The organism is Paraburkholderia elongata, assembly GCF_013177735.1.
Classification (GTDB): Bacteria; Pseudomonadota; Gammaproteobacteria; order Burkholderiales; family Burkholderiaceae; genus Paraburkholderia; species Paraburkholderia elongata.
Genome location: NZ_WOEZ01000245.1, coordinates 1 through 17,401, shown reverse-complemented (window position 1 = coordinate 17,401; position 17,401 = coordinate 1). Strand labels below are relative to the sequence as shown.

At 61.5% G+C, this 17,401-nt stretch carries 16 protein-coding genes, 1 other RNA gene and 1 pseudogene; 8 read left to right on the top strand and 10 right to left on the bottom strand.

The window, feature by feature from the left end:
- Window positions 1-124 precede the first annotated feature (124 nt).
- The 6 genes from cmk to serC form a co-directional block, all read right to left on the bottom strand.
- Complete coding sequence (gene cmk / locus GNZ13_RS41810; protein ID WP_172176218.1) at window positions 125-811, bottom strand: (d)CMP kinase; 687 nt, start codon at window positions 809-811, stop codon at window positions 125-127.
- Window positions 812-846: 35 nt separating this feature from the next.
- On the bottom strand, window positions 847-2,151 hold the full coding sequence (gene aroA, locus GNZ13_RS41805) for a 3-phosphoshikimate 1-carboxyvinyltransferase (protein WP_172176216.1): 1,305 nt from the start codon (window positions 2,149-2,151) through the stop codon (window positions 847-849).
- An 18-nt stretch (window positions 2,152-2,169) separates the two neighbouring features.
- Window positions 2,170-3,111 (bottom strand): prephenate dehydrogenase, encoded by a 942-nt coding sequence (locus GNZ13_RS41800; RefSeq protein ID WP_172176214.1) that lies wholly within the window; start codon window positions 3,109-3,111, stop codon window positions 2,170-2,172.
- 51 nt (window positions 3,112-3,162) lie between these two features.
- Window positions 3,163-4,275, bottom strand: a complete 1,113-nt coding sequence (gene hisC / locus GNZ13_RS41795) for a histidinol-phosphate transaminase (RefSeq protein ID WP_172176212.1) — start codon at window positions 4,273-4,275, stop codon at window positions 3,163-3,165.
- A gap of 81 nt (window positions 4,276-4,356) precedes the next feature.
- Window positions 4,357-5,439, bottom strand: a complete 1,083-nt coding sequence (pheA, locus tag GNZ13_RS41790) for a prephenate dehydratase (RefSeq protein WP_172176210.1) — start codon at window positions 5,437-5,439, stop codon at window positions 4,357-4,359.
- 64 nt (window positions 5,440-5,503) lie between these two features.
- Window positions 5,504-6,550 (bottom strand): 3-phosphoserine/phosphohydroxythreonine transaminase, encoded by a 1,047-nt coding sequence (serC, locus tag GNZ13_RS41785; RefSeq protein WP_236002423.1) that lies wholly within the window; start codon window positions 6,548-6,550, stop codon window positions 5,504-5,506.
- On the opposite strand from serC, the gene GNZ13_RS53080 reads away from it, so the two are divergent.
- Window positions 6,440-6,877 carry a hypothetical protein gene (locus GNZ13_RS53080; RefSeq protein WP_236002424.1) on the top strand — a complete coding sequence of 146 codons (438 nt, stop codon included), beginning with the start codon at window positions 6,440-6,442 and terminating at the stop codon, window positions 6,875-6,877. The genes serC and GNZ13_RS53080 overlap by 111 nt on opposite strands.
- Before the next feature lie 91 nt (window positions 6,878-6,968).
- On the opposite strand, the gene GNZ13_RS41780 is transcribed toward GNZ13_RS53080, so the two are convergent.
- Together GNZ13_RS41780 and gyrA are read right to left on the bottom strand one after the other, a co-directional pair.
- On the bottom strand, window positions 6,969-7,571 hold the full coding sequence (locus GNZ13_RS41780) for a DUF2059 domain-containing protein (protein WP_172176206.1): 603 nt from the start codon (window positions 7,569-7,571) through the stop codon (window positions 6,969-6,971).
- 123 nt (window positions 7,572-7,694) lie between these two features.
- Window positions 7,695-10,331, bottom strand: coding sequence for a DNA gyrase subunit A (gene gyrA, locus GNZ13_RS41775; RefSeq protein WP_172176204.1), 2,637 nt, complete (start codon window positions 10,329-10,331; stop codon window positions 7,695-7,697).
- 487 nt (window positions 10,332-10,818) lie between these two features.
- Here gyrA and ompA point away from each other — a divergent pair, with 487 nt between their 5' ends.
- The 5 genes from ompA (at window position 10,819) to GNZ13_RS41750 (ending at window position 14,287) form a co-directional block, all read left to right on the top strand.
- Window positions 10,819-11,469 carry an outer membrane protein OmpA gene (gene ompA / locus GNZ13_RS41770; protein ID WP_097390093.1) on the top strand — a complete coding sequence of 217 codons (651 nt, stop codon included), beginning with the start codon at window positions 10,819-10,821 and terminating at the stop codon, window positions 11,467-11,469.
- Window positions 11,470-11,689: 220 nt separating this feature from the next.
- On the top strand, window positions 11,690-12,388 hold the full coding sequence (ubiG, locus tag GNZ13_RS41765; protein WP_172176202.1) for a bifunctional 2-polyprenyl-6-hydroxyphenol methylase/3-demethylubiquinol 3-O-methyltransferase UbiG: 699 nt from the start codon (window positions 11,690-11,692) through the stop codon (window positions 12,386-12,388).
- A gap of 33 nt (window positions 12,389-12,421) precedes the next feature.
- A complete protein-coding gene (locus GNZ13_RS41760; protein ID WP_172176200.1) occupies window positions 12,422-13,135 on the top strand; it encodes an HAD family hydrolase in 714 nt (237 codons plus the stop codon).
- A gap of 179 nt (window positions 13,136-13,314) precedes the next feature.
- Window positions 13,315-13,684: a transfer-messenger RNA gene (ssrA, locus tag GNZ13_RS41755) on the top strand.
- Between the two features lie 234 nt (window positions 13,685-13,918).
- Window positions 13,919-14,287: a COG4315 family predicted lipoprotein gene (locus tag GNZ13_RS41750; RefSeq protein ID WP_172176198.1), complete on the top strand. Its 369-nt coding sequence runs from the start codon at window positions 13,919-13,921 to the stop codon at window positions 14,285-14,287.
- 142 nt (window positions 14,288-14,429) lie between these two features.
- On the opposite strand, the gene GNZ13_RS41745 is transcribed toward GNZ13_RS41750, so the two are convergent.
- Entirely contained in the window at window positions 14,430-14,696 is a 267-nt protein-coding gene (locus GNZ13_RS41745; protein WP_172176196.1) for a hypothetical protein, read from the bottom strand.
- Window positions 14,697-14,805: 109 nt separating this feature from the next.
- Entirely contained in the window at window positions 14,806-15,885 is a 1,080-nt protein-coding gene (locus tag GNZ13_RS41740; protein ID WP_172176194.1) for a substrate-binding domain-containing protein, read from the bottom strand.
- 133 nt (window positions 15,886-16,018) lie between these two features.
- Here GNZ13_RS41740 and GNZ13_RS41735 point away from each other — a divergent pair, with 133 nt between their 5' ends.
- Window positions 16,019-16,504, top strand: a complete 486-nt coding sequence (locus tag GNZ13_RS41735; protein WP_172176192.1) for an NAD(P)H-dependent oxidoreductase subunit E — start codon at window positions 16,019-16,021, stop codon at window positions 16,502-16,504.
- Window positions 16,501-17,401, top strand: a pseudogene (locus tag GNZ13_RS41730) (formate dehydrogenase); the annotation flags it as partial. The gene GNZ13_RS41735 and the pseudogene GNZ13_RS41730, both read left to right, overlap by 4 nt.

Here is a 17,401-nt window from a genome sequence, read left to right as displayed (position 1 = left end):
TGTGCGAATGCCACGCGGGGTTAAGGGGTTAAAACACGCTCCACGACCATCGCGGAGCACCTACTGACAAAGCTACTTCTACTGCGCCCGCTGCTCAGACGCTATCCAGACAACTACCCAGACATCAAGCATGCGGGACCAATGCGTCATACCACTGCACCACCTGCTCGACCGCCTCGTCGATGGACAACGCGGAGGTATCAAGCAGCTTTGCATCCGCTGCGGGCTTGAGCGGCGCGGCCGCGCGCTGACTGTCACGCTCGTCGCGCTCACGCAAATCCCGGAGCAAGTCATCTATATTAGCAGAAAATCCTTTTTGGATCAATTGCTTATACCGGCGCGCCGCGCGGGCCTCAACGCTGGCGGTCATGAACACCTTCAACACGGCGTCCTGGAAGATCACCGTGCCCATATCGCGGCCGTCGGCGACCAGGCCCGGTTCCTTACGGAAAGCCCGCTGACGGGCCACCAACGCGGTTCTCACGGGCGCGTGCACGGCAATCGCTGAGGCGCGGCAGCCGACTTCCTCGGCACGAATGTCGGCGGATACGTCGGCGCCGTCGAGCTGCGCCAGCCCCTCGCGAAAGGTGATGTGCAGATCGTCGATCAGTTGTACAAGCGCGTCGACGTCATCCACCACAATGTTGTAGCGCATGCTGGCGAGCGCGGCGAGCCGGTACAGCGCGCCGCTATCCAGCAAATGGAAGCCGAGGCTTGCGGCAACCAGCGTGGCCACGGTGCCTTTGCCGGAGGCGCTGGGGCCGTCGATCGTAATGACGGGCGTTTGGTGAAAGGGACGGATCGGTTTCATCGAAAAAGTCGCACGTCAGTCGATTCAGGAGCGAATCAGGGTTGAGCGAGCGCGGTGAAGCGCTCGAAATAATCAGGGAACGTCTTGCCGACGCACTTCGGGTCGTTGATCCGGATCGGCACGCCGCCCAGGCTCACGAGCGAGAAGCACATCGCCATGCGGTGATCGTCGTAAGTGTCGATCGAGGCGTTCGGAGTCAGTTTTTCAGGCGGCGTGACGACGAGGAAATCCTCGCCTTCCTGCACCTTCGCACCGACCTTGCGCAGCTCGGTGGCCATGGCGGCGATCCGGTCGGTTTCCTTCACACGCCAGCTCGCGATGTTGCGCAGCGTGGTCGTGCCGTCCGCGAACAGCGCGGCGACGGCGATCGTCATCGCGGCATCGGGAATCAGGTTGAAGTCCATGTCGATCGGATCGAGCTTGCCGTTGTCGTTGCCGACGCCGCGCACTTCGATCCAGTCGTCGCCCATCTGCAGGTTCGCACCCATCTTGATGAGTGCATCGGCAAAACCGACGTCGCCCTGGATGCTGGACCGGCCTACGCCTTCCACCCGCAACGGCCCGCCCCCGAGCGCGCCGGCTGCGAGGAAATACGACGCCGACGACGCGTCGCCTTCCACCATGATCGTGCCCGGCGATTGATAGCGCTGCCCCGCCGGCACGACGAACTGGTGCCAGCCGTTACGCTCGACCTTGATGCCGAAGCGCTCCATCAGCTTGATCGTGATCTCGATGTACGGCTTCGAGATCAGCTCGCCGTCCACCTGCACGGTGCTCACGCCGCTTTCCGTGCGCAACAGCGGCAACGTCATCAGCAGCGAAGTCAGGAACTGGCTCGACACATCGCCGCGCACGCGGATCGGTGCGTCGGCGGTGATTTGCGCCGGGCGAATCCGCAGCGGCGGATAGCCTTCATTCTCTTCGTAGTCGATCTTCGCGCCGATCTGCCGCAAGCCGTCGACCAGATCACCGATCGGCCGCTCGTGCATGCGGGGCACGCCGTGAATACGATAGTCGCCACCATTCACCGCCAGTGCCGCGGTCAGCGGACGCACGGCCGTGCCGGCGTTGCCGAGAAACAGATCGGCCGTGCGCGCCGTGAACGCGCCACGCGTGCCGGTCACGACACAGGTGTCGCCTTCCCGCTTCAGACGCACGCCGAGCTTTTCGAGCGCGTCGAGCATCACGCGGGTGTCGTCGGAGTCGAGCAGGTTCGTGATCGTCGTTTCGCCTTCGGCGAGCGCCGCGAGCAGCAGCACCCGATTCGAAATGCTTTTCGAACCGGGCAAACGAACCGTGCCGGACGCACGAGAAAATGGTCCGAGATCGAGGAATTCCATGATTGAGTCCAGTTCCGGTTATTTCGAGGCGTCGCCGAGGGTGGTCCCGGCAGTGCGCTGTTCCTGCCATTCGCTGCGCGCGACGCGCGAGCGCGCGAACACGGCTTCAAGCGCGGCGCCGTCGGCGGCTTCGATCGCCGCGCGCAGGCGTGCGAGCACCGCCGTGTACGCATCGAGTTCGTCGAGCAGCGCTGCGCGATTCGCCACGCACACGTCACGCCACATTTCCGGGCTCGACGCAGCGATGCGTGTGAAGTCGCGGAAACCGCCGGCGGCGAATGAGAATTTCAGCGCGGCGTCGGGCGAGTTGAGAATCTGCTCGACCAGCGCGAAAGACAAAACGTGCGGCAAATGGCTGACCGATGCGAGCACGCGGTCATGTTGCTCGGGCGTCATGTCCCGCACGCAAGCGCCCGTAGCGCGCCACATCGCGGCAACGCGCTCGACCGCTTCCGGCGCGTTTTCCCGCAGCGGGCACAACACGACATTGCGATTCACGTACAGATCGGGCAACGCCGCATCCGGGCCGCTCGCCTCACGGCCGGCAATCGGATGTCCCGGCACGAACTGGCCGATGCGCGCGCCGAGCGCCGCGCGCGCGGACGCAACCACGTCGGACTTGGTGCTGCCGGCATCGGTGACGATCGTGCTTGCGTCAAGAAACGGCGCAATGCGTTCGAGCAGCGGTTGTGTCTGCGCGACGGGCGCGGCAAGCAACACGATATCCGCGCCGGACAACGCAGCACGCAACGCGGCGTCGTCGTTCAATGCCGCGGATTCGTCGATCACACCCAACTCCAGCGCGCGCGCCGTCGACGCGGACGAACGCCCGACACCGATCACCGTGCGAGCGCCTGCCGCCTCACCCCGCTCGCGCAACGCGCGAGCGAGCGATCCGCCGATCAGGCCGACACCGAAAATCACCAGTTTGTTAAAAGAGAACGCGGCCACGTCGGTCACAGAAAAAGCGCGCCTTTCGTAAAGTGAGGCGCGCGGGTCAAGGTCAACCGCTTACGCGGTAGCGAGCGTCTTTTCGAGCGCCACGAGGAACGCCTCGTTTTCTTCCGGCAGGCCGATCGTGATGCGCAGCCATTGCGGCAAACCGTAGTTGCCAACCGGGCGAACGATCACGCCCTGCTTCAGCAACTCGAGGTTGACGCGGTTGCCCGCTGCATCATCGTTGCCGACGCGCACTAACACGAAGTTGCCGTCCGACGGCACGTACTCCAGGCCGAGTTTATCGAACGCTTCCGTCAGGAGGCGATAGCCTTGCGCATTCAAGGCCGCGCTCTTTTCCAGAAACGCCTTGTCGTTCAGCGCTGCGATCGCCGCGGCTTGCGCCAGCGTGTTCACGTTGAACGGCTGACGCAGGCGGTTCAGCAGATCGGTCAACTCAGGCTGCGCAATGGCGAAGCCGACACGCAAGCCCGCGAGACCAAACGCCTTCGAGAACGTGCGCGACACCAGCAGATTCGGATAACGGCGCACCCACGCGATCGAGTCGTAGCGCTTTTCTTCCGGCAGATACTCCGTGTACGCCTCGTCGAGCACGACGACCACGTGACGCGGCACCTTGCCGAGAAACGCTTCGAGCTTCGCGCCTTCGATGAACGTGCCGGTCGGGTTGTTCGGGTTCGCGACGAAGATCAGACGGGTGTCGTCAGTGATCGCGGCGAGCATCGCGTCGAGGTCGTGGCCGTACTTGACTGCAGGTACGACGATCGCACGCGCACCCACGCCTTGCGTGGCGAGCGCGTAGACCGCGAACGAGTATTGCGCGTAGACGATCGACTGGCCCCTCTCGACGAACGCATGCGCGGCAATTTCGAGAATGTCGTTGCTGCCGTTGCCGAGCGTGACCCAGTCGGCCGGCACGCCGTAGCGCTCACTCAGCGCTGCCTTCAGTTCGAATGCATTCGCGTCCGGATAGCGGCCGAGTTCGCTGGCCGCTTGCGCCATGGCGCGTTGCGCCGATTCCGGCATGCCGAGGGGATTTTCGTTCGACGCGAGCTTCACGATGGTCGCTTCGTCGAGGCCAAACTCGCGGGCCACTTCCGAAATCGGCTTGCCGGCGATGTAAGGCGCGATCGCGCGCACATATGAAGGACCGAAGGACGTTGTCATGAAAATCTCCGAACGACTAATTAGTAGTAAGTGAACCTGCGACAGGCGCGCCCAGGCGACGTGCGCGCGCCTGGGCCGACATCAACGAGCACGCGGATACGAGCCGAGTATCTTCAGGAACGCGGCCTTCTGACCGAGTTCGGTGAGTGCGGCGGCAACCGCCGGCTCATCGCGATGGCCTTCGACGTCGATGTAGAAGTAGTACTCCCACGTGCCGACGCGCGCCGGGCGCGACTCGAAACGGGTCATGGATACACTATGGCGGGCCAACGGCTCGAGCAATTTGAACAGGGCGCCCGGCTCGTTCGCCACTGAAGTGATCAACGACGTCTGATCGCGCCCGCTGACGCCGGTGCGCTCCTTGCCGATCATCACGAAACGCGTGCGGTTGTGCGGATCGTCCTGGATGAGGGCGTACGCGACCTGCAGACCGTAATGCGTTGCGGCGCGATCGCCGGCGATCGCGGCGACCGTTGGATCGTCCGCCGCCATGCGCGCGGCTTCGGCATTGCTCGACACAGCCTGACGCTCGAGGTGCGGCGCGTTGGTCGCGAGCCAGCCCTGGCACTGCGCGAGCGCCTGCGCATGCGCGCATACGCGTGTCACGCCGGTGAGGCCGCCGCTCAGCGTCAACAGATTGTGGTGGATCGGCAAGGCCAGTTCGCCGCCGATCGTGAGCTGGGTTTGCAGCAGCAGATCGAGCGTGCGCGACACCGCGCCTTCGGTCGAATTCTCGACCGGCACAACGCCAAATTCGGCTGCGCCGGCTTCGACCGAGCGAAATACTTCGTCGATCGACGGGCACGGCAGACCTTCGATCGACTGACCGAAGTACTCGTGCATTGCCTGTTCGCTATAAGTACCGACCGGGCCTAGATACGCGGCCTTAATGCTCTTTTCGAGCGCGCGGCTCGCGGCCATGATCTCGCGCCAGATCGCGCTGATATGCTCGCTGGCCAGCGGGCCATCGCTCATATCCTGCAGGCGCGCAATCACCTGCTGCTCGCGCTCGGGGCGGAACACCGGCGCGTTGAAATGCTTCTTCACCTCGCCCACTTCGAGCGCCACCGCGGCGCGCTGATTGAGAAGCGCGATCAACTGCGCGTCGAGCGCGTCGATGCGTTCGCGAAGGGGCTTGAGTCGGGTATTGAGTTCGTCGTCCATGCGTGAAAACGGCCCTGCCGGGTAACTGCTGGAAAGGATACGCGTGCCTGAATGTCTGACAGATTCAGGCGCTGCGCTGTTCGAATTCCTTCATGTATTCGACAAGCGCTTTGACGCCTTCGAGCGGGACGGCGTTATAAATCGACGCCCGCATGCCGCCGACGGACTTGTGGCCCTTTAGCTGCACCATTCCCCGCGCTTTCGCGCCGGCCAGGAAATCTTCGTTGCGCGACTCGTCGGCGAGGAAAAACGGTACGTTCATCCGCGAGCGCGAGCCACGCTCGACCTTGTTCAGATAGAAGCTGCTCGAATCGATCGCGTCGTACAACAGCTTCGATTTTTCGAGATTACGCGCTTCCATCATGGCAAGGCCACCCTGCTTCTTCAACCACTTGAACACCAGCCCCGCGATGTAAATCGCGTACGTGGGCGGCGTGTTGTACATCGAATTGTTCTCGGCGACGGTTCTCCACTCGAACGCCGACGGGCAGATCGCTTGCGCGCGGTCCAGCATGTCTTCGCGCACGATCACGACCGTGACACCCGCCATGCCGATGTTCTTCTGCGCGCCACCGAACAGCACGCCGTATTTGGCGATGTCCATCGGGCGCGACAGGATGTGCGACGAGGCGTCCGCCACCAGCGGAATATCGCCGAGGTCGGGAATCTCGAACGTCTCGACGCCGTGAATCGTCTCGTTGGTGCACAGATGCACGTACGCCGGATCGTCCGACAGTTGCCATTCCGAGCGTGCCGGCGCGCGCGTGAAGCCTTCGGCCGTCTGACCGCTCGCCGCCAGATGCACCGTGCCGTACTTTTGCGCTTCCTTGAACGACTTCTGCGACCACGAACCCGTCACGACAAAATCCGCGCGCGCTTTCGCGCCCATCAGATTCATCGGTACGATCGCGTTTTCGCCCAGGCCGCCGCCTTGCAGGAACAGGATGCGATGGCTGGCGGGCACCTCGAGCAACTCGCGCAGATCGACGAGCGCTTCCTCATGGATCGACATGAATTCTTTGCCGCGATGGCTCATTTCCATCACGCTCATGCCACTGCCCTGCCAATCGAGCATCTCGTCGGCTGCTTGACGCAGCACTGCTTCGGGCATGGCCGCTGGGCCGGCGGAGAAATTAAAGACGCGCATCGTGAGATCCTGGAAGCTGGCGCAAAAAACGAACAGATCGCGCAAAAATCGGCGAAGCTGGCAGCCGCGAAGGCAGCCGCTGCATCGGCAGCCGCTGCAAAGTTAGCGCCGCGAACTCGACAACGCGAGTTTAACGACGCGTGCTTGACAACTCGTATTTGGCAACGCGCATTTGGCAACATTTTCGCGCCAAAAAAGAAAATGGCCGTCTGCGCGTGTGCGCAAACGGCCATTATCGCATTGTCACCGCCAACCCGCCAAACCCGGCACGCCGCTCAGCACGCCGTATAGCTTGCCTGGCGGCGGCTGGCGCGATGTCAGCGCAGCCTTTCGACCTTTGGGCTTAATTAGCTGGCTTATTTAGCCAACTTATTTAGCCGATTTACTTAGCCGGCTTGACCGAAGCGACTTCCTTGTCAGCCTGGTCGCGCGTTGCCTTGATCGATTGCGGCATGTACTTTTGCATCAAGCCATTCACGACGTCGCGGCCAACCTGGTCTTGCACCTGGATGAACTTGCGGCCGGTCGGGCTCTTGTAGAACGCGGTCAGATCCTTGATTTCCGACGTGCTGTAGTACTTCGCGTAAGCGTCGTACTGAGCTTGCATTGCGTCCTGACGGAAGCTGTCCGTTGCGAATACCTGGCCTGCGCCGTCAACCAGCTTCGGCACGGCGTTCTTTTGCAGCGCCGGGACGGAAGCCTGCTTCTGCTTGTCCGTCATCGTCTTGTTTTCGCTCAGGGCGTCCGACAGGATAGCCGGAACCAGCTGCTTGGCTTGCATCTGTGCGCTGTTGCCGATTGCGCCAACGAGCTTCTGTGCGTCGATTGCGTCCAGCAGGTCCTTGATTGCAGCCTGCTTGGCCGGATCAACCGGTGCAGCGGCAGCAGCCGGAGCCGCCGGAGCCGAGCTCTGCAGAGCTTGAGCCATAGCGAAGGTCGGCACGAGAGCAGCCAGCAACATCAGTTGTTTGAATCGTTTTTGCATCATTACTCCCTAAGAGAAATTAACTTGAACTGCGAGCTGCGCGGGATGCGTATCGGCCCGACACGCCATTGTTCCCTGCGCAGCTTTCAACCAATAACTGAGACTGAAAGCTGCCGATGCAGATCAGGCCGCACCACCGTCTTCACTGCCGTTGTCGCCTTCGGCAGGACCTTCGGTGTCGCCTTCCACATCTGGATCCGTTTCCGCCTCAGCAACCTGTTGCAGACCTGAAAGCTTGGTCCCGTCGTCAAGGCTGATGAGTGTAACACCTTGGGTTGCGCGCCCCATTTCCCGAATTTCCGATACGCGGGTGCGAATCAGCACGCCCGTATTGGTGATCAGCATGATCTGCGCTTCCTGATCCACCAGCGTGGCGGCAACGACCTTGCCGTTACGCTCCGACGTCTGGATCGCGATCATCCCCTTCGTACCGCGCCCGTGACGAGTGTACTCGGTGATCGGCGTGCGCTTGCCATAGCCGTTTTCGGTTGCAGTCAGTACCGACTGCTGCTCGTCGCCGGCCACCAGCAACGCGATCACGCTCTGGCCGTCTTCGAGTTGCATGCCGCGCACACCACGTGCTTCACGGCCCATCGGACGAACGTCGTTCTCGTCGAAACGCACTGCCTTGCCGGAATCCGAGAACAGCATCACGTCATGCTGGCCGTCCGTGATGGCGGCGCCGATCAGGTAGTCGCCGTCATCCAGACCGACCGCAATAATACCCTTGCGCAACACGCGGCTGAAGGCTTCCAACGGCGTCTTTTTTACAGTTCCTAACGCGGTGCCCATAAAGACGAATTTGTCAGCCGAGAATTCCTTTACCGGCAAGACAACCGTAATCTTCTCGCCATCCTGAAGCGGGAAGATATTTACGATCGGACGGCCGCGTGAGTTCCGCGAACCTTGCGGCACTTCGTAGACCTTCACGCTGTAGACGCGACCACGATTCGAGAAGCACAGAATGTGATCGTGCGTGTTCGCGATGAACAGCGTGTCGATCCAGTCGTCTTCTTTCATCGCCGTGGCCTGTTTGCCGCGACCACCCCGCTTCTGCGCACTATATTCGGACAACGGCTGCGATTTCACATAACCGGCATGCGACATGGTCACGACCATCTCTTGCGGCGTGATCAGGTCTTCGGTGTTCAGCTCGGTTGCGTTCAGCTCGATCTTCGAGCGGCGCGCGTCGCCGAATTCGGCTTTGATCGACGTGAGTTCGCCGACGATGATCGCAGTAATGCGTTCCGGGCGAGCCAGAATGTCCAGCAGGTCGGCGATTTGCGCCATCACTTCGCGGTACTCGCCGATGATCTTGTCCTGCTCCAGACCGGTCAGGCGTTGCAGACGCATCTGCAAGATTTCCTGAGCCTGGGTGTCGGACAAGCGGTAGAGGCCGTCGGACTGCATGCCGAAGGACGGGTTCAAACCCTCCGGACGATAAGCCTCACGGCCACCGGCAGACGCATTTTCCGTCTCGGCGCGCGACAGCATTTCGCGCACCAGCGACGAATCCCACGGACGCGCCATCAATTCCTGCTTGGCGATCGGCGGCGTCGGTGCGGCCTTGATGATTGCGATGAACTCGTCGATGTTGGCGAGCGCGACTGCCAGACCTTCGAGTACATGACCGCGTTCGCGCGCCTTGCGCAGTTCGTATACAGTGCGCCGCGTCAGCACTTCCCGGCGATGCGACAGGAAGCACGACAGCATTTCCTTCAGGTTCAGCAGCTTCGGCTGGCCGTCGACCAGCGCGACCATGTTCATGCCGAAGGTGTCCTGAAGCTGGGTCGCCTTATACAGATTGTTGAGAACGACTTCCGGCACTTCGCCGCGCTTGAGCTCGATCACGACGCGCATGCCGCTCTTGTCGGATTCGTCGCGGATGTCGGAGATGCCTTCGAGCTTCTTCTCGTTGACCAGCTCGGCGATACGCTCCAGAAGTGAGCGCTTGTTCACCTGGTACGGCAATTCGTCGACGATGATCGACATGCGCTGACCGCGGTCGATTTCCTCGAAGTGCGTGAGCGCGCGCATCACCACGCGGCCGCGGCCGGTGCGGTAACCATCGCGCACGCCGGCCACGCCGTAGATGATGCCGGCGGTCGGGAAATCAGGCGCCGGAATGATCTCGATCAGTTCGTCGATCGTGGCTTCCGGGTTTTTCAGCAGGTGCTGACATGCGTCGACAACCTCATTGAGATTGTGCGGCGGGATATTGGTCGCCATGCCGACCGCAATACCGGACGAGCCATTGATCAGCAGATTGGGAATACGCGCCGGCAGGATGGCCGGTTCGTTTTCGCTGCCGTCGTAGTTCGGCGTGAAATCGACCGTTTCCTTGTCGATGTCGGCCAGCAGCTCGTGGCCGATCTTTGCCATGCGGATCTCGGTGTACCGCATCGCCGCGGCGTTGTCGCCGTCGACCGAACCGAAGTTGCCCTGACCGTCCACCAGCATGTAGCGCAGCGAGAAATTCTGCGCCATCCGGACAATTGTGTCGTAGACAGCCGTGTCGCCGTGCGGGTGATATTTACCGATGACGTCGCCGACAATACGCGCCGACTTCTTGTAGGCCCGGTTCCAGTCGTTGTTCAGTTCGTGCATCGCGTACAGCACGCGCCGGTGCACCGGCTTCAGGCCATCGCGAACATCGGGAAGCGCACGCCCCACGATCACGCTCATCGCGTAATCGAGATACGAACGGCGCATTTCCTCCTCTAGGGAGATTGGCAGAGTCTCTTTGGCGAATTGATCCATTATCCGTATCTTTTACGTGCCAAGGCGACGGCGTTAACGTCACTTAACCGCGCCTTCGCGTAAGCATTGCAGGCGCAACGCATCACGCGATTCTAACATGCCGCGCATCCGTCCCCGGCGGGGGTACGTATACCTATTAGCAGGCGAGCGGGAACGGCGCCTGGACGCTCCATTATCGAGACGAGGCAGGCTCGATTTGTGCATGGGCCAATCCGCCGCTCAGCCATGACTGGCGGTGCGTACAGCGGATTGCTTCTGTTGCGCATGCACCACAATTGGAGGGCGATTTGATTGGGGGCAGATTTTTTTATCGTCGGAAGGGAACGATATGGCAAAATGCCAACGCACAAAGAGTTAGACACTGCTCGAAGTCTACACAGCACGTTTTTTGTTCTACACCGATGTTATACTTCGAGCAATGTATGACTTGTCTTCGTCAACAGGCTCGCAGTAAACCTGCGGTAATCTCAATTTCGAGAGGAGAAATATGAATAAACTTTCAAAGCTCGCGTTCATTGCAGCTACCGCAGTTATGGCTGCATCCGCCATGGCGCAATCGGTGCCGGCGTCGCGACAAGCTACGAACGACAACTGGGTGAATGGTACCGGCGAATACGTGTGGATGAACGGCACGAACGAGCTTTGCTGGCGCGATGCATTCTGGACGCCGGCAACGGCCAACGCTAAGTGCGATGGCGCCCTGGTTGCCCAGGCTCCGACCCCGCCGGCTCCGGTTGCACCTCCTGCACCGGCTATTACGAGCCAAAAGATTACGTATCAAGCTGACGCTCTGTTCGACTTCGACAAGGCCATCCTGAAGCCGGCTGGCAAGGAAAAGCTGGACGATCTGGCATCGAAGGTCGGCTCGCTGAACCTGGAAGTCATCGTTGCAACGGGTTACACGGACCGTATCGGTTCGGACAAGTACAACGACCGCCTGTCGCTGCGCCGTGCTCAAGCTGTGAAGTCGTACCTCGTGAGCAAGGGCATCGAATCCAACCGTATCTATACGGAAGGCAAGGGCAAGCGCAACCCGGTCACGACCGGTTGCAACCAGAAGAACCACAAGCAACTCGTCGCTTGCCTCGCACCGGATCGTCGCGTGGAAGTCGAAGTTGTCGGTACTTCGAAGCAGTAAGCTACAAATTACCGCAGTATCAAAGCCCCGCTTCGGCGGGGCTTTTTTTATGCCGCTGCTGCAGGGCGCCGCTCGCCTTCTCCTCCGAGTACGCGCCCGATCTGCCGGAACAAGACGCGCCAGCCGCCGCGCGGCATTTTGCCGCCCCGTCGCTCGGCCTATATACTCAGGGTTTATCCTCGAGCGCCCGCTCAACGCTCTCATCGAGGCAGCTTCCGCTATGACCAACGCCGATCCCCACGAACTGCAGAAATTTAGCGACCTCGCGCATCGTTGGTGGGACCCGAATGCCGAATTCAAACCGCTGCATGAACTCAATCCGATTCGCCTAAGCTGGATCGACACGCACGCGCATCTCCCCGGTAAAACCGTGTTGGATATCGGCTGCGGCGGAGGCATTCTGTCGGAGTCGATGGCGGGATTGGGGGCGCACGTGAAGGGAATCGACCTGTCGAGCCAGGCGCTCGGCGTGGCGGATCTTCACAGCCTTGAAAGCGGTGTAACCGTTAGTTACGAAGAAATCGCCGCTGAAGCACTGGCCGCACGCGAACCGGGCACTTACGACGTCGTCACCTGCATGGAAATGCTCGAGCACGTGCCCGAACCGGCTGCCATCGTCGAGGCATGCAAGACGCTGGTGAAACCGGGCGGCTGGGTGTTCTTCTCCACGCTGAACCGCAATGTGAAGTCGTATCTGTTCGCGGTAATCGGCGCCGAATATATCGCGCGGATGCTGCCCAAGGGTACGCACGACTACGCGCGCTTCATCCGTCCGTCGGAATTGGCGAGCTTCGTGCGCGCCGCCGGCCTGCGCACTGTCGACATCAAAGGTATCGTTTATAACCCGCTCAGCAAGCAGTTCACGCTGTCCGCCGACACGAGCGTGAACTACATGCTCGCCTGCCGCCGCGACGTCTGATCCGTCCCCGACCTGCCGGACTCAATCCAATCAATGAGCGATCCCACGCCCCTGCCCCAACGCGAAGACAATGACGACGCACTCGGTCTTTGCCTGGCTGTGCTGTTCGACCTCGACGGCACACTGGCCGACACCGCGCCCGATCTCGCGGCCGCCGTCAACAAAATGCGCCATGACCGCAGCCTCAAGATGGTGCCGCTCGAAGACCTGCGGCCGCTCGCGTCGGCGGGCGCACGCGGCCTGATCGGCGGGGCCTTCGGCATCGGCCCTGAGAATCGCGAGTTCGCATCGATGCGCGAGGAGTTTCTCGCCAACTATGAAGCGGACTTGTGCATCGAGACCACACTGTTTCCCGGCATCCCCGAATTGCTCGACGATCTCGACGCACGGGGCGTGCGCTGGGGCATCGTGACGAACAAGGTGGCAAGGCTCACAGAGCCGCTGATCGCTCAACTCGGCCTCGAAGAACGCGCGGGCTGCGTGGTGAGCGGCGACACGACCCCGCATTCGAAGCCGCACCCCGCGCCCCTGTTGCACGCCGCGCGCGAGCTGGATGTGGTGCCGGAACACATCGTCTACGTCGGCGACGACCTGCGCGATGTGCAAGCGGGCTTCGCGGCCGGCATGAAGACCATCGCGGCCGCCTACGGTTACTGCGGCAACGACATTCCGCCGACGCAATGGCACGCGCAGCATGTCGTGCAGTCGCCCGCTGAATTGCAGAAGCTGCTGCGCGATATCGGCTGAGCGCCGCACATACGTCGAGCACGGCAGACACAGCGCGCGCAACGCAGCGTCTTGCCGCTTCGCCGCGACAGTGCAGCAGCGCGCCTGGACGGCAAGACAACAAGGCAATCATCCAGGACGTGGCCGTCAAACTATTGTAAAATATGCGTTGGCCCAGATGGTCTTGGGCAACGAACCGCGGGGGCGACCTGGTTTCGACAGGGGTTGCGAAGCGGCTAGGGCATACCGAGGACCCGTCACCTCGTTAATCAATGGGAAAAACGTAACTGCAAACGACGAAACGTTCGCACTGGCAGCCTAAGGGCCGCCGTCCTCTGCCTAGTTCACTGACGGGCTAGAGTCGCAAGACCGGTAGCAATACCGACAGAGGTCATATACGTCAGTTAAGCCTTGTCGGCGTCACGACGCCAAGGTCGAAAATTTAGTGAATCGCCGTCACGCAGCGTGTTCGTCCGCGTCGTGGTGGTTAAATCAAATGACAGAACTAAGTATGTAGAACTAGTCGTAGAGTGCTTCTGGACGCGGGTTCGATTCCCGCCGCCTCCACCAGAACACCGTTTGAAGCTGCATCATCAAAACCCGTAAGCGGCCTGCTGCTTGCGGGTTTTTTGTTGACTATCTATAAAACAGAAGGCCCGCTCATCGAGCGGGCCTTTTTGCTGGCGGGTATCAAAGCCGCGCGAGGCCAAGGGAATAAACGCATCCGTTCAATCGTTTATTCCCCACGCGCGCCCGCACGCCGCGTTCCGCGCGAGACCAACACCAAAATCAGGAGCCGACATCATGCGCAAGACTCTCTTATGCCTCTCCACGCTGACTCTCCTCGCACTGCAACAGACCGCCTTTGCCGAAGCCCCGAAGATCGTCGACGGCCGCTTCGTCACCGCGGACGGCATGACGCTCTATACCTTCGACAAAGACACCACGCCCGGCGTGAGCGCCTGCACCGGCGGCTGCATGAGCTACTGGCCTGCTGCGATAGCGAGCTCGTCGGACAAGCCGTCAGGCGACTGGACGCTAATCCCTTCCGCGGACGGCAAACAGCAATGGGCTTATAAAGGCCATCCGCTATATCGCTACGCGGCCGACAAGCAGGCGGGGGACATGAAGGGGGACGGCTTCAAGGACATGTGGCACATGGCAAAGCCATAACCGATAGCCGCTGAACGACGGGGCCAGAGCCGCGAGGCTTGATAAAATGCCTCAAACGAAAAACGCCGGCAGCATGCCGGCGTTTCGAACGAACACAAAAGCGGAATACAAAACCAGAAGACGAAAACGCTGACTCGCGCGCTTATTCGTCTTTAGGACACTGCAAATTACACCCGTTCGGATCGCCGTTATCGCCGCGCTTGCGCATGGAAGACTTTTTGTTGGACTGGTATTTGTCCGAGGGCGCCGACGCTGCAAACGGCATCTGCGGATGTTCGGCAAGACGGAACTGATCTTGCAAGATACCGCCCGGGACACCCGGCGAATTCTGTGCGAAGGCAACCGAAACGGTGGCGAGAAGCACACCGGCCGTTGCTGCCGCAGCACATGCGTGAAGAAGAACTTTCATATCGATTCAGCGCGGCACAGCGCGCGGTTAAGGCGTAAGCGGAAGGTTAGAGATTATCCCAAACAAACGCCCCACGCAGCGGCGACGGCACCAATTTGTTTACAGTCGCTTACACCGTAGTTGGACCAAGCCCCACATCGAGATCGAGCAGCTTGCCGCAGTCGCGCGGATCGTAACCTTCGAGTTGTTCGACACCGTGCCGAAACGCGGCGCCGCGCAGCAGGCCGATCACCGTTGCAAGCGGCATGCGTTCCAGCCGGGCGCGGTCGCAAGCGAAGTAATAGTCTTCGTCGACGATCGGAATGAAGTCGAGCCCGAAGTGATGCGCCGCCGGCTCGACGCCGAAACCCACATCCGCCATACCGCTTGCCACGAACGCCGCGATCGCCGAATGCGTGAGTTCCGCCGACGCATAACCGTTGACGCGGTCCGGATCGACCCCGACTTTTCGTAGCGCAAGATCCAGCAGCATGCGCGTGCCGGAACCGGGCTGACGATTGACGAAGCGAATGTCGTCGCGCGCAAGGTCGCTCAGGCCGCCGATTCCCTTTGGATTACCCTTGCCGAGAAAGAGGCCCTGCTTGCGCCTCGTCAGATGCACGAGCACATGACGCTGCGGATCGAGCCAGCGCCGATAGGTATCGGCACATGCCGCGCGAAATTCGCCTAGCGGTAAGTGGAAACCAGCCAGATCGCATTCGCCACGGGCGAGCGCGCTAACCGCGTCCGCGCTGTCGCGGTATTTGATATCGACCGGCAGATCGTTCGCGACCAGTGCCGTCACCAGCGCCGCCACGGCGTAACCGTGTGACGCGTGGATCCGCACGTCGTCGGCGGGTGGCGCGAGCCAGCGGTTCAGGTCGCTGGCGACTTCACTCGCGAGCGCCTGCATGTTGCCGTCGAGCCGTTCGCCGCACAGACGCTGCGCGCGCAACACGGCCTGCCCGAGCTCGGACAGCACCGAGCCGCGCCCACGCTCCTTCGCGATCAGCGGGCCACCCAAACGCTCCTCGATGCTGCGCAACAAACCCCACGCATGACGGTAGGACAAACCCTTAAGCGTCGCTGCCTGCGCGATGCTGCCGGATTCGTCCACCAGCGTGAGCAGCGGTACCACGTCCGACAGGCTTGCCTCGCGGCCATCCGGACCCTTCACAACCAGCTGCGCCTGGCACTCGATCCTGATCATATATGCTCAACTATTTCCTATTGCACGAGGCGTTTCAGCCGCCTATTGTTCCGCTATCCCATACCGAATAAACGAAGCATAAGTGCACGCATTATGAATCGCAAGTGCATATATGACTTTGGAGGAGCCCCACTTGGACGATTCCATCGCCGTCGCGCCGGAGCAGCTCGTGCAGCGTCACGCACAGCCGGGCATGTCGCTGCTAGCGGTACTGCACGCCATTCAGGACGAACTCGGCTACGTGCCGCCCGACACGGTCGCGCCTCTCGCGCGTGCCATGAACCTGTCGCGCGCGGAAGTGCACGGTGTCATCACCTACTACCACCACTTCCGCACGCAGCCCGCGGCGCCCGTCACCGTGCAACTGTGCCGCGCTGAAGCTTGCCGCAGCATGGGCACCGAGGCGCTCGCGCAGCATATCGAGGCGCATACCGGCTGCCGTTTTGATGCGGAGCATCGGGATGGTGCGACGGTCGAGCTGGAATCGGTCTACTGCCTCGGCCAATGCGCGCTGTCGCCGGCACTGATGCTCAACGGCACGCTGCACGCGAAAGTCACGCCGAAAAAGTTCGACGCGCTCTTCGCCGCCGCCAACAAATGCGTGGAGGTCACGGCATGACGCGCATTTACGTTCCCTGCGATTCGTCGGCGCTCGCGCTCGGCGCCGACGCTCTGGCTCAAGCGATCGAATCCGAAGCCGCCCGCCGCGGTGTTGAAATCGAACTGGTTCGCAACGGTTCGCGCGGGCTGTTGTGGCTCGAACCGCTCATCGAAGTGGCCACGCCTGAAGGGCGCATCGGCTATGCGAATGTTGAAGAAACTGACGTCGGCTCGCTGTTCGACGCCGGTTTCATCGAAGGCGGCGATCACGCCCGCCGTGTCGGCGTGGTCGACGAGATCCCGTATCTGAAGAAGCAGCAGCGCCTGACCTTCGCGCGCATCGGCATCACCGATCCGCTTTCCGTCGACGACTACGTCGCCCACGGCGGCCTCGAAGGTCTCAAGCAAGCCTTGAAAACCGACGGCGACGCCGCCTGTGAAGCGCTGATCGAATCCGGCCTGCGCGGCCGCGGCGGCGCGGCGTTCCCGGCCGGCATCAAATGGCGCACGGTACGCGGCGCCAAAGCGGCGCAGAAATACATCGTCTGCAATGCGGACGAAGGTGACTCCGGCACCTTCTCCGACCGCCTGGTGATGGAAAGCGACCCGTACATGCTGATCGAAGGGATGATCATCGCGGGCGTCGTGACCGGCGCGACGGTCGGCTATATCTATGTGCGCAGCGAATATCCGCACTCGATCGCGACGCTCGAAGCCGCGATCGCCAAAGCGCGCGCCGCCGGCTGGCTCGGCGACAGCGTGCTCGGCTCGGCGGCGCATCGCTTCGAACTGTTCGTGGCGAAGGGGGCGGGCGCCTATGTCTGCGGCGAGGAAACCGCGCTGCTCGAATCGCTCGAAGGCAAACGCGGCATCGTGCGCGCGAAGCCGCCCGTGCCGGCGCTAGTCGGCCTCTACG

What these genes read in the sequence shown, in the direction of transcription:
- GNZ13_RS41750 (WP_172176198.1), top strand. Translation starts at nt 13,919, where the DNA reads ATGCGCAAGACTCTCTTATGCCTCTCCACGCTGACTCTCCTCGCACTG.
- cmk (WP_172176218.1), bottom strand. Translation starts at nt 811, where the DNA reads ATGAAACCGATCCGTCCCTTTCACCAAACGCCCGTCATTACGATCGAC.
- GNZ13_RS41740 (WP_172176194.1), bottom strand. Translation starts at nt 15,885, where the DNA reads ATGATCAGGATCGAGTGCCAGGCGCAGCTGGTTGTGAAGGGTCCGGAT.
- pheA (WP_172176210.1), bottom strand. Translation starts at nt 5,439, where the DNA reads ATGGACGACGAACTCAATACCCGACTCAAGCCCCTTCGCGAACGCATC.
- GNZ13_RS41745 (WP_172176196.1), bottom strand. Translation starts at nt 14,696, where the DNA reads ATGAAAGTTCTTCTTCACGCATGTGCTGCGGCAGCAACGGCCGGTGTG.
- GNZ13_RS41760 (WP_172176200.1), top strand. Translation starts at nt 12,422, where the DNA reads ATGAGCGATCCCACGCCCCTGCCCCAACGCGAAGACAATGACGACGCA.
- GNZ13_RS53080 (WP_236002424.1), top strand. Translation starts at nt 6,440, where the DNA reads ATGGATCGACATGAATTCTTTGCCGCGATGGCTCATTTCCATCACGCT.
- serC (WP_236002423.1), bottom strand. Translation starts at nt 6,550, where the DNA reads ATGCCCGAAGCAGTGCTGCGTCAAGCAGCCGACGAGATGCTCGATTGG.
- gyrA (WP_172176204.1), bottom strand. Translation starts at nt 10,331, where the DNA reads ATGGATCAATTCGCCAAAGAGACTCTGCCAATCTCCCTAGAGGAGGAA.
- GNZ13_RS41780 (WP_172176206.1), bottom strand. Translation starts at nt 7,571, where the DNA reads ATGCAAAAACGATTCAAACAACTGATGTTGCTGGCTGCTCTCGTGCCG.
- ompA (WP_097390093.1), top strand. Translation starts at nt 10,819, where the DNA reads ATGAATAAACTTTCAAAGCTCGCGTTCATTGCAGCTACCGCAGTTATG.
- hisC (WP_172176212.1), bottom strand. Translation starts at nt 4,275, where the DNA reads ATGACAACGTCCTTCGGTCCTTCATATGTGCGCGCGATCGCGCCTTAC.
- aroA (WP_172176216.1), bottom strand. Translation starts at nt 2,151, where the DNA reads ATGGAATTCCTCGATCTCGGACCATTTTCTCGTGCGTCCGGCACGGTT.
- ubiG (WP_172176202.1), top strand. Translation starts at nt 11,690, where the DNA reads ATGACCAACGCCGATCCCCACGAACTGCAGAAATTTAGCGACCTCGCG.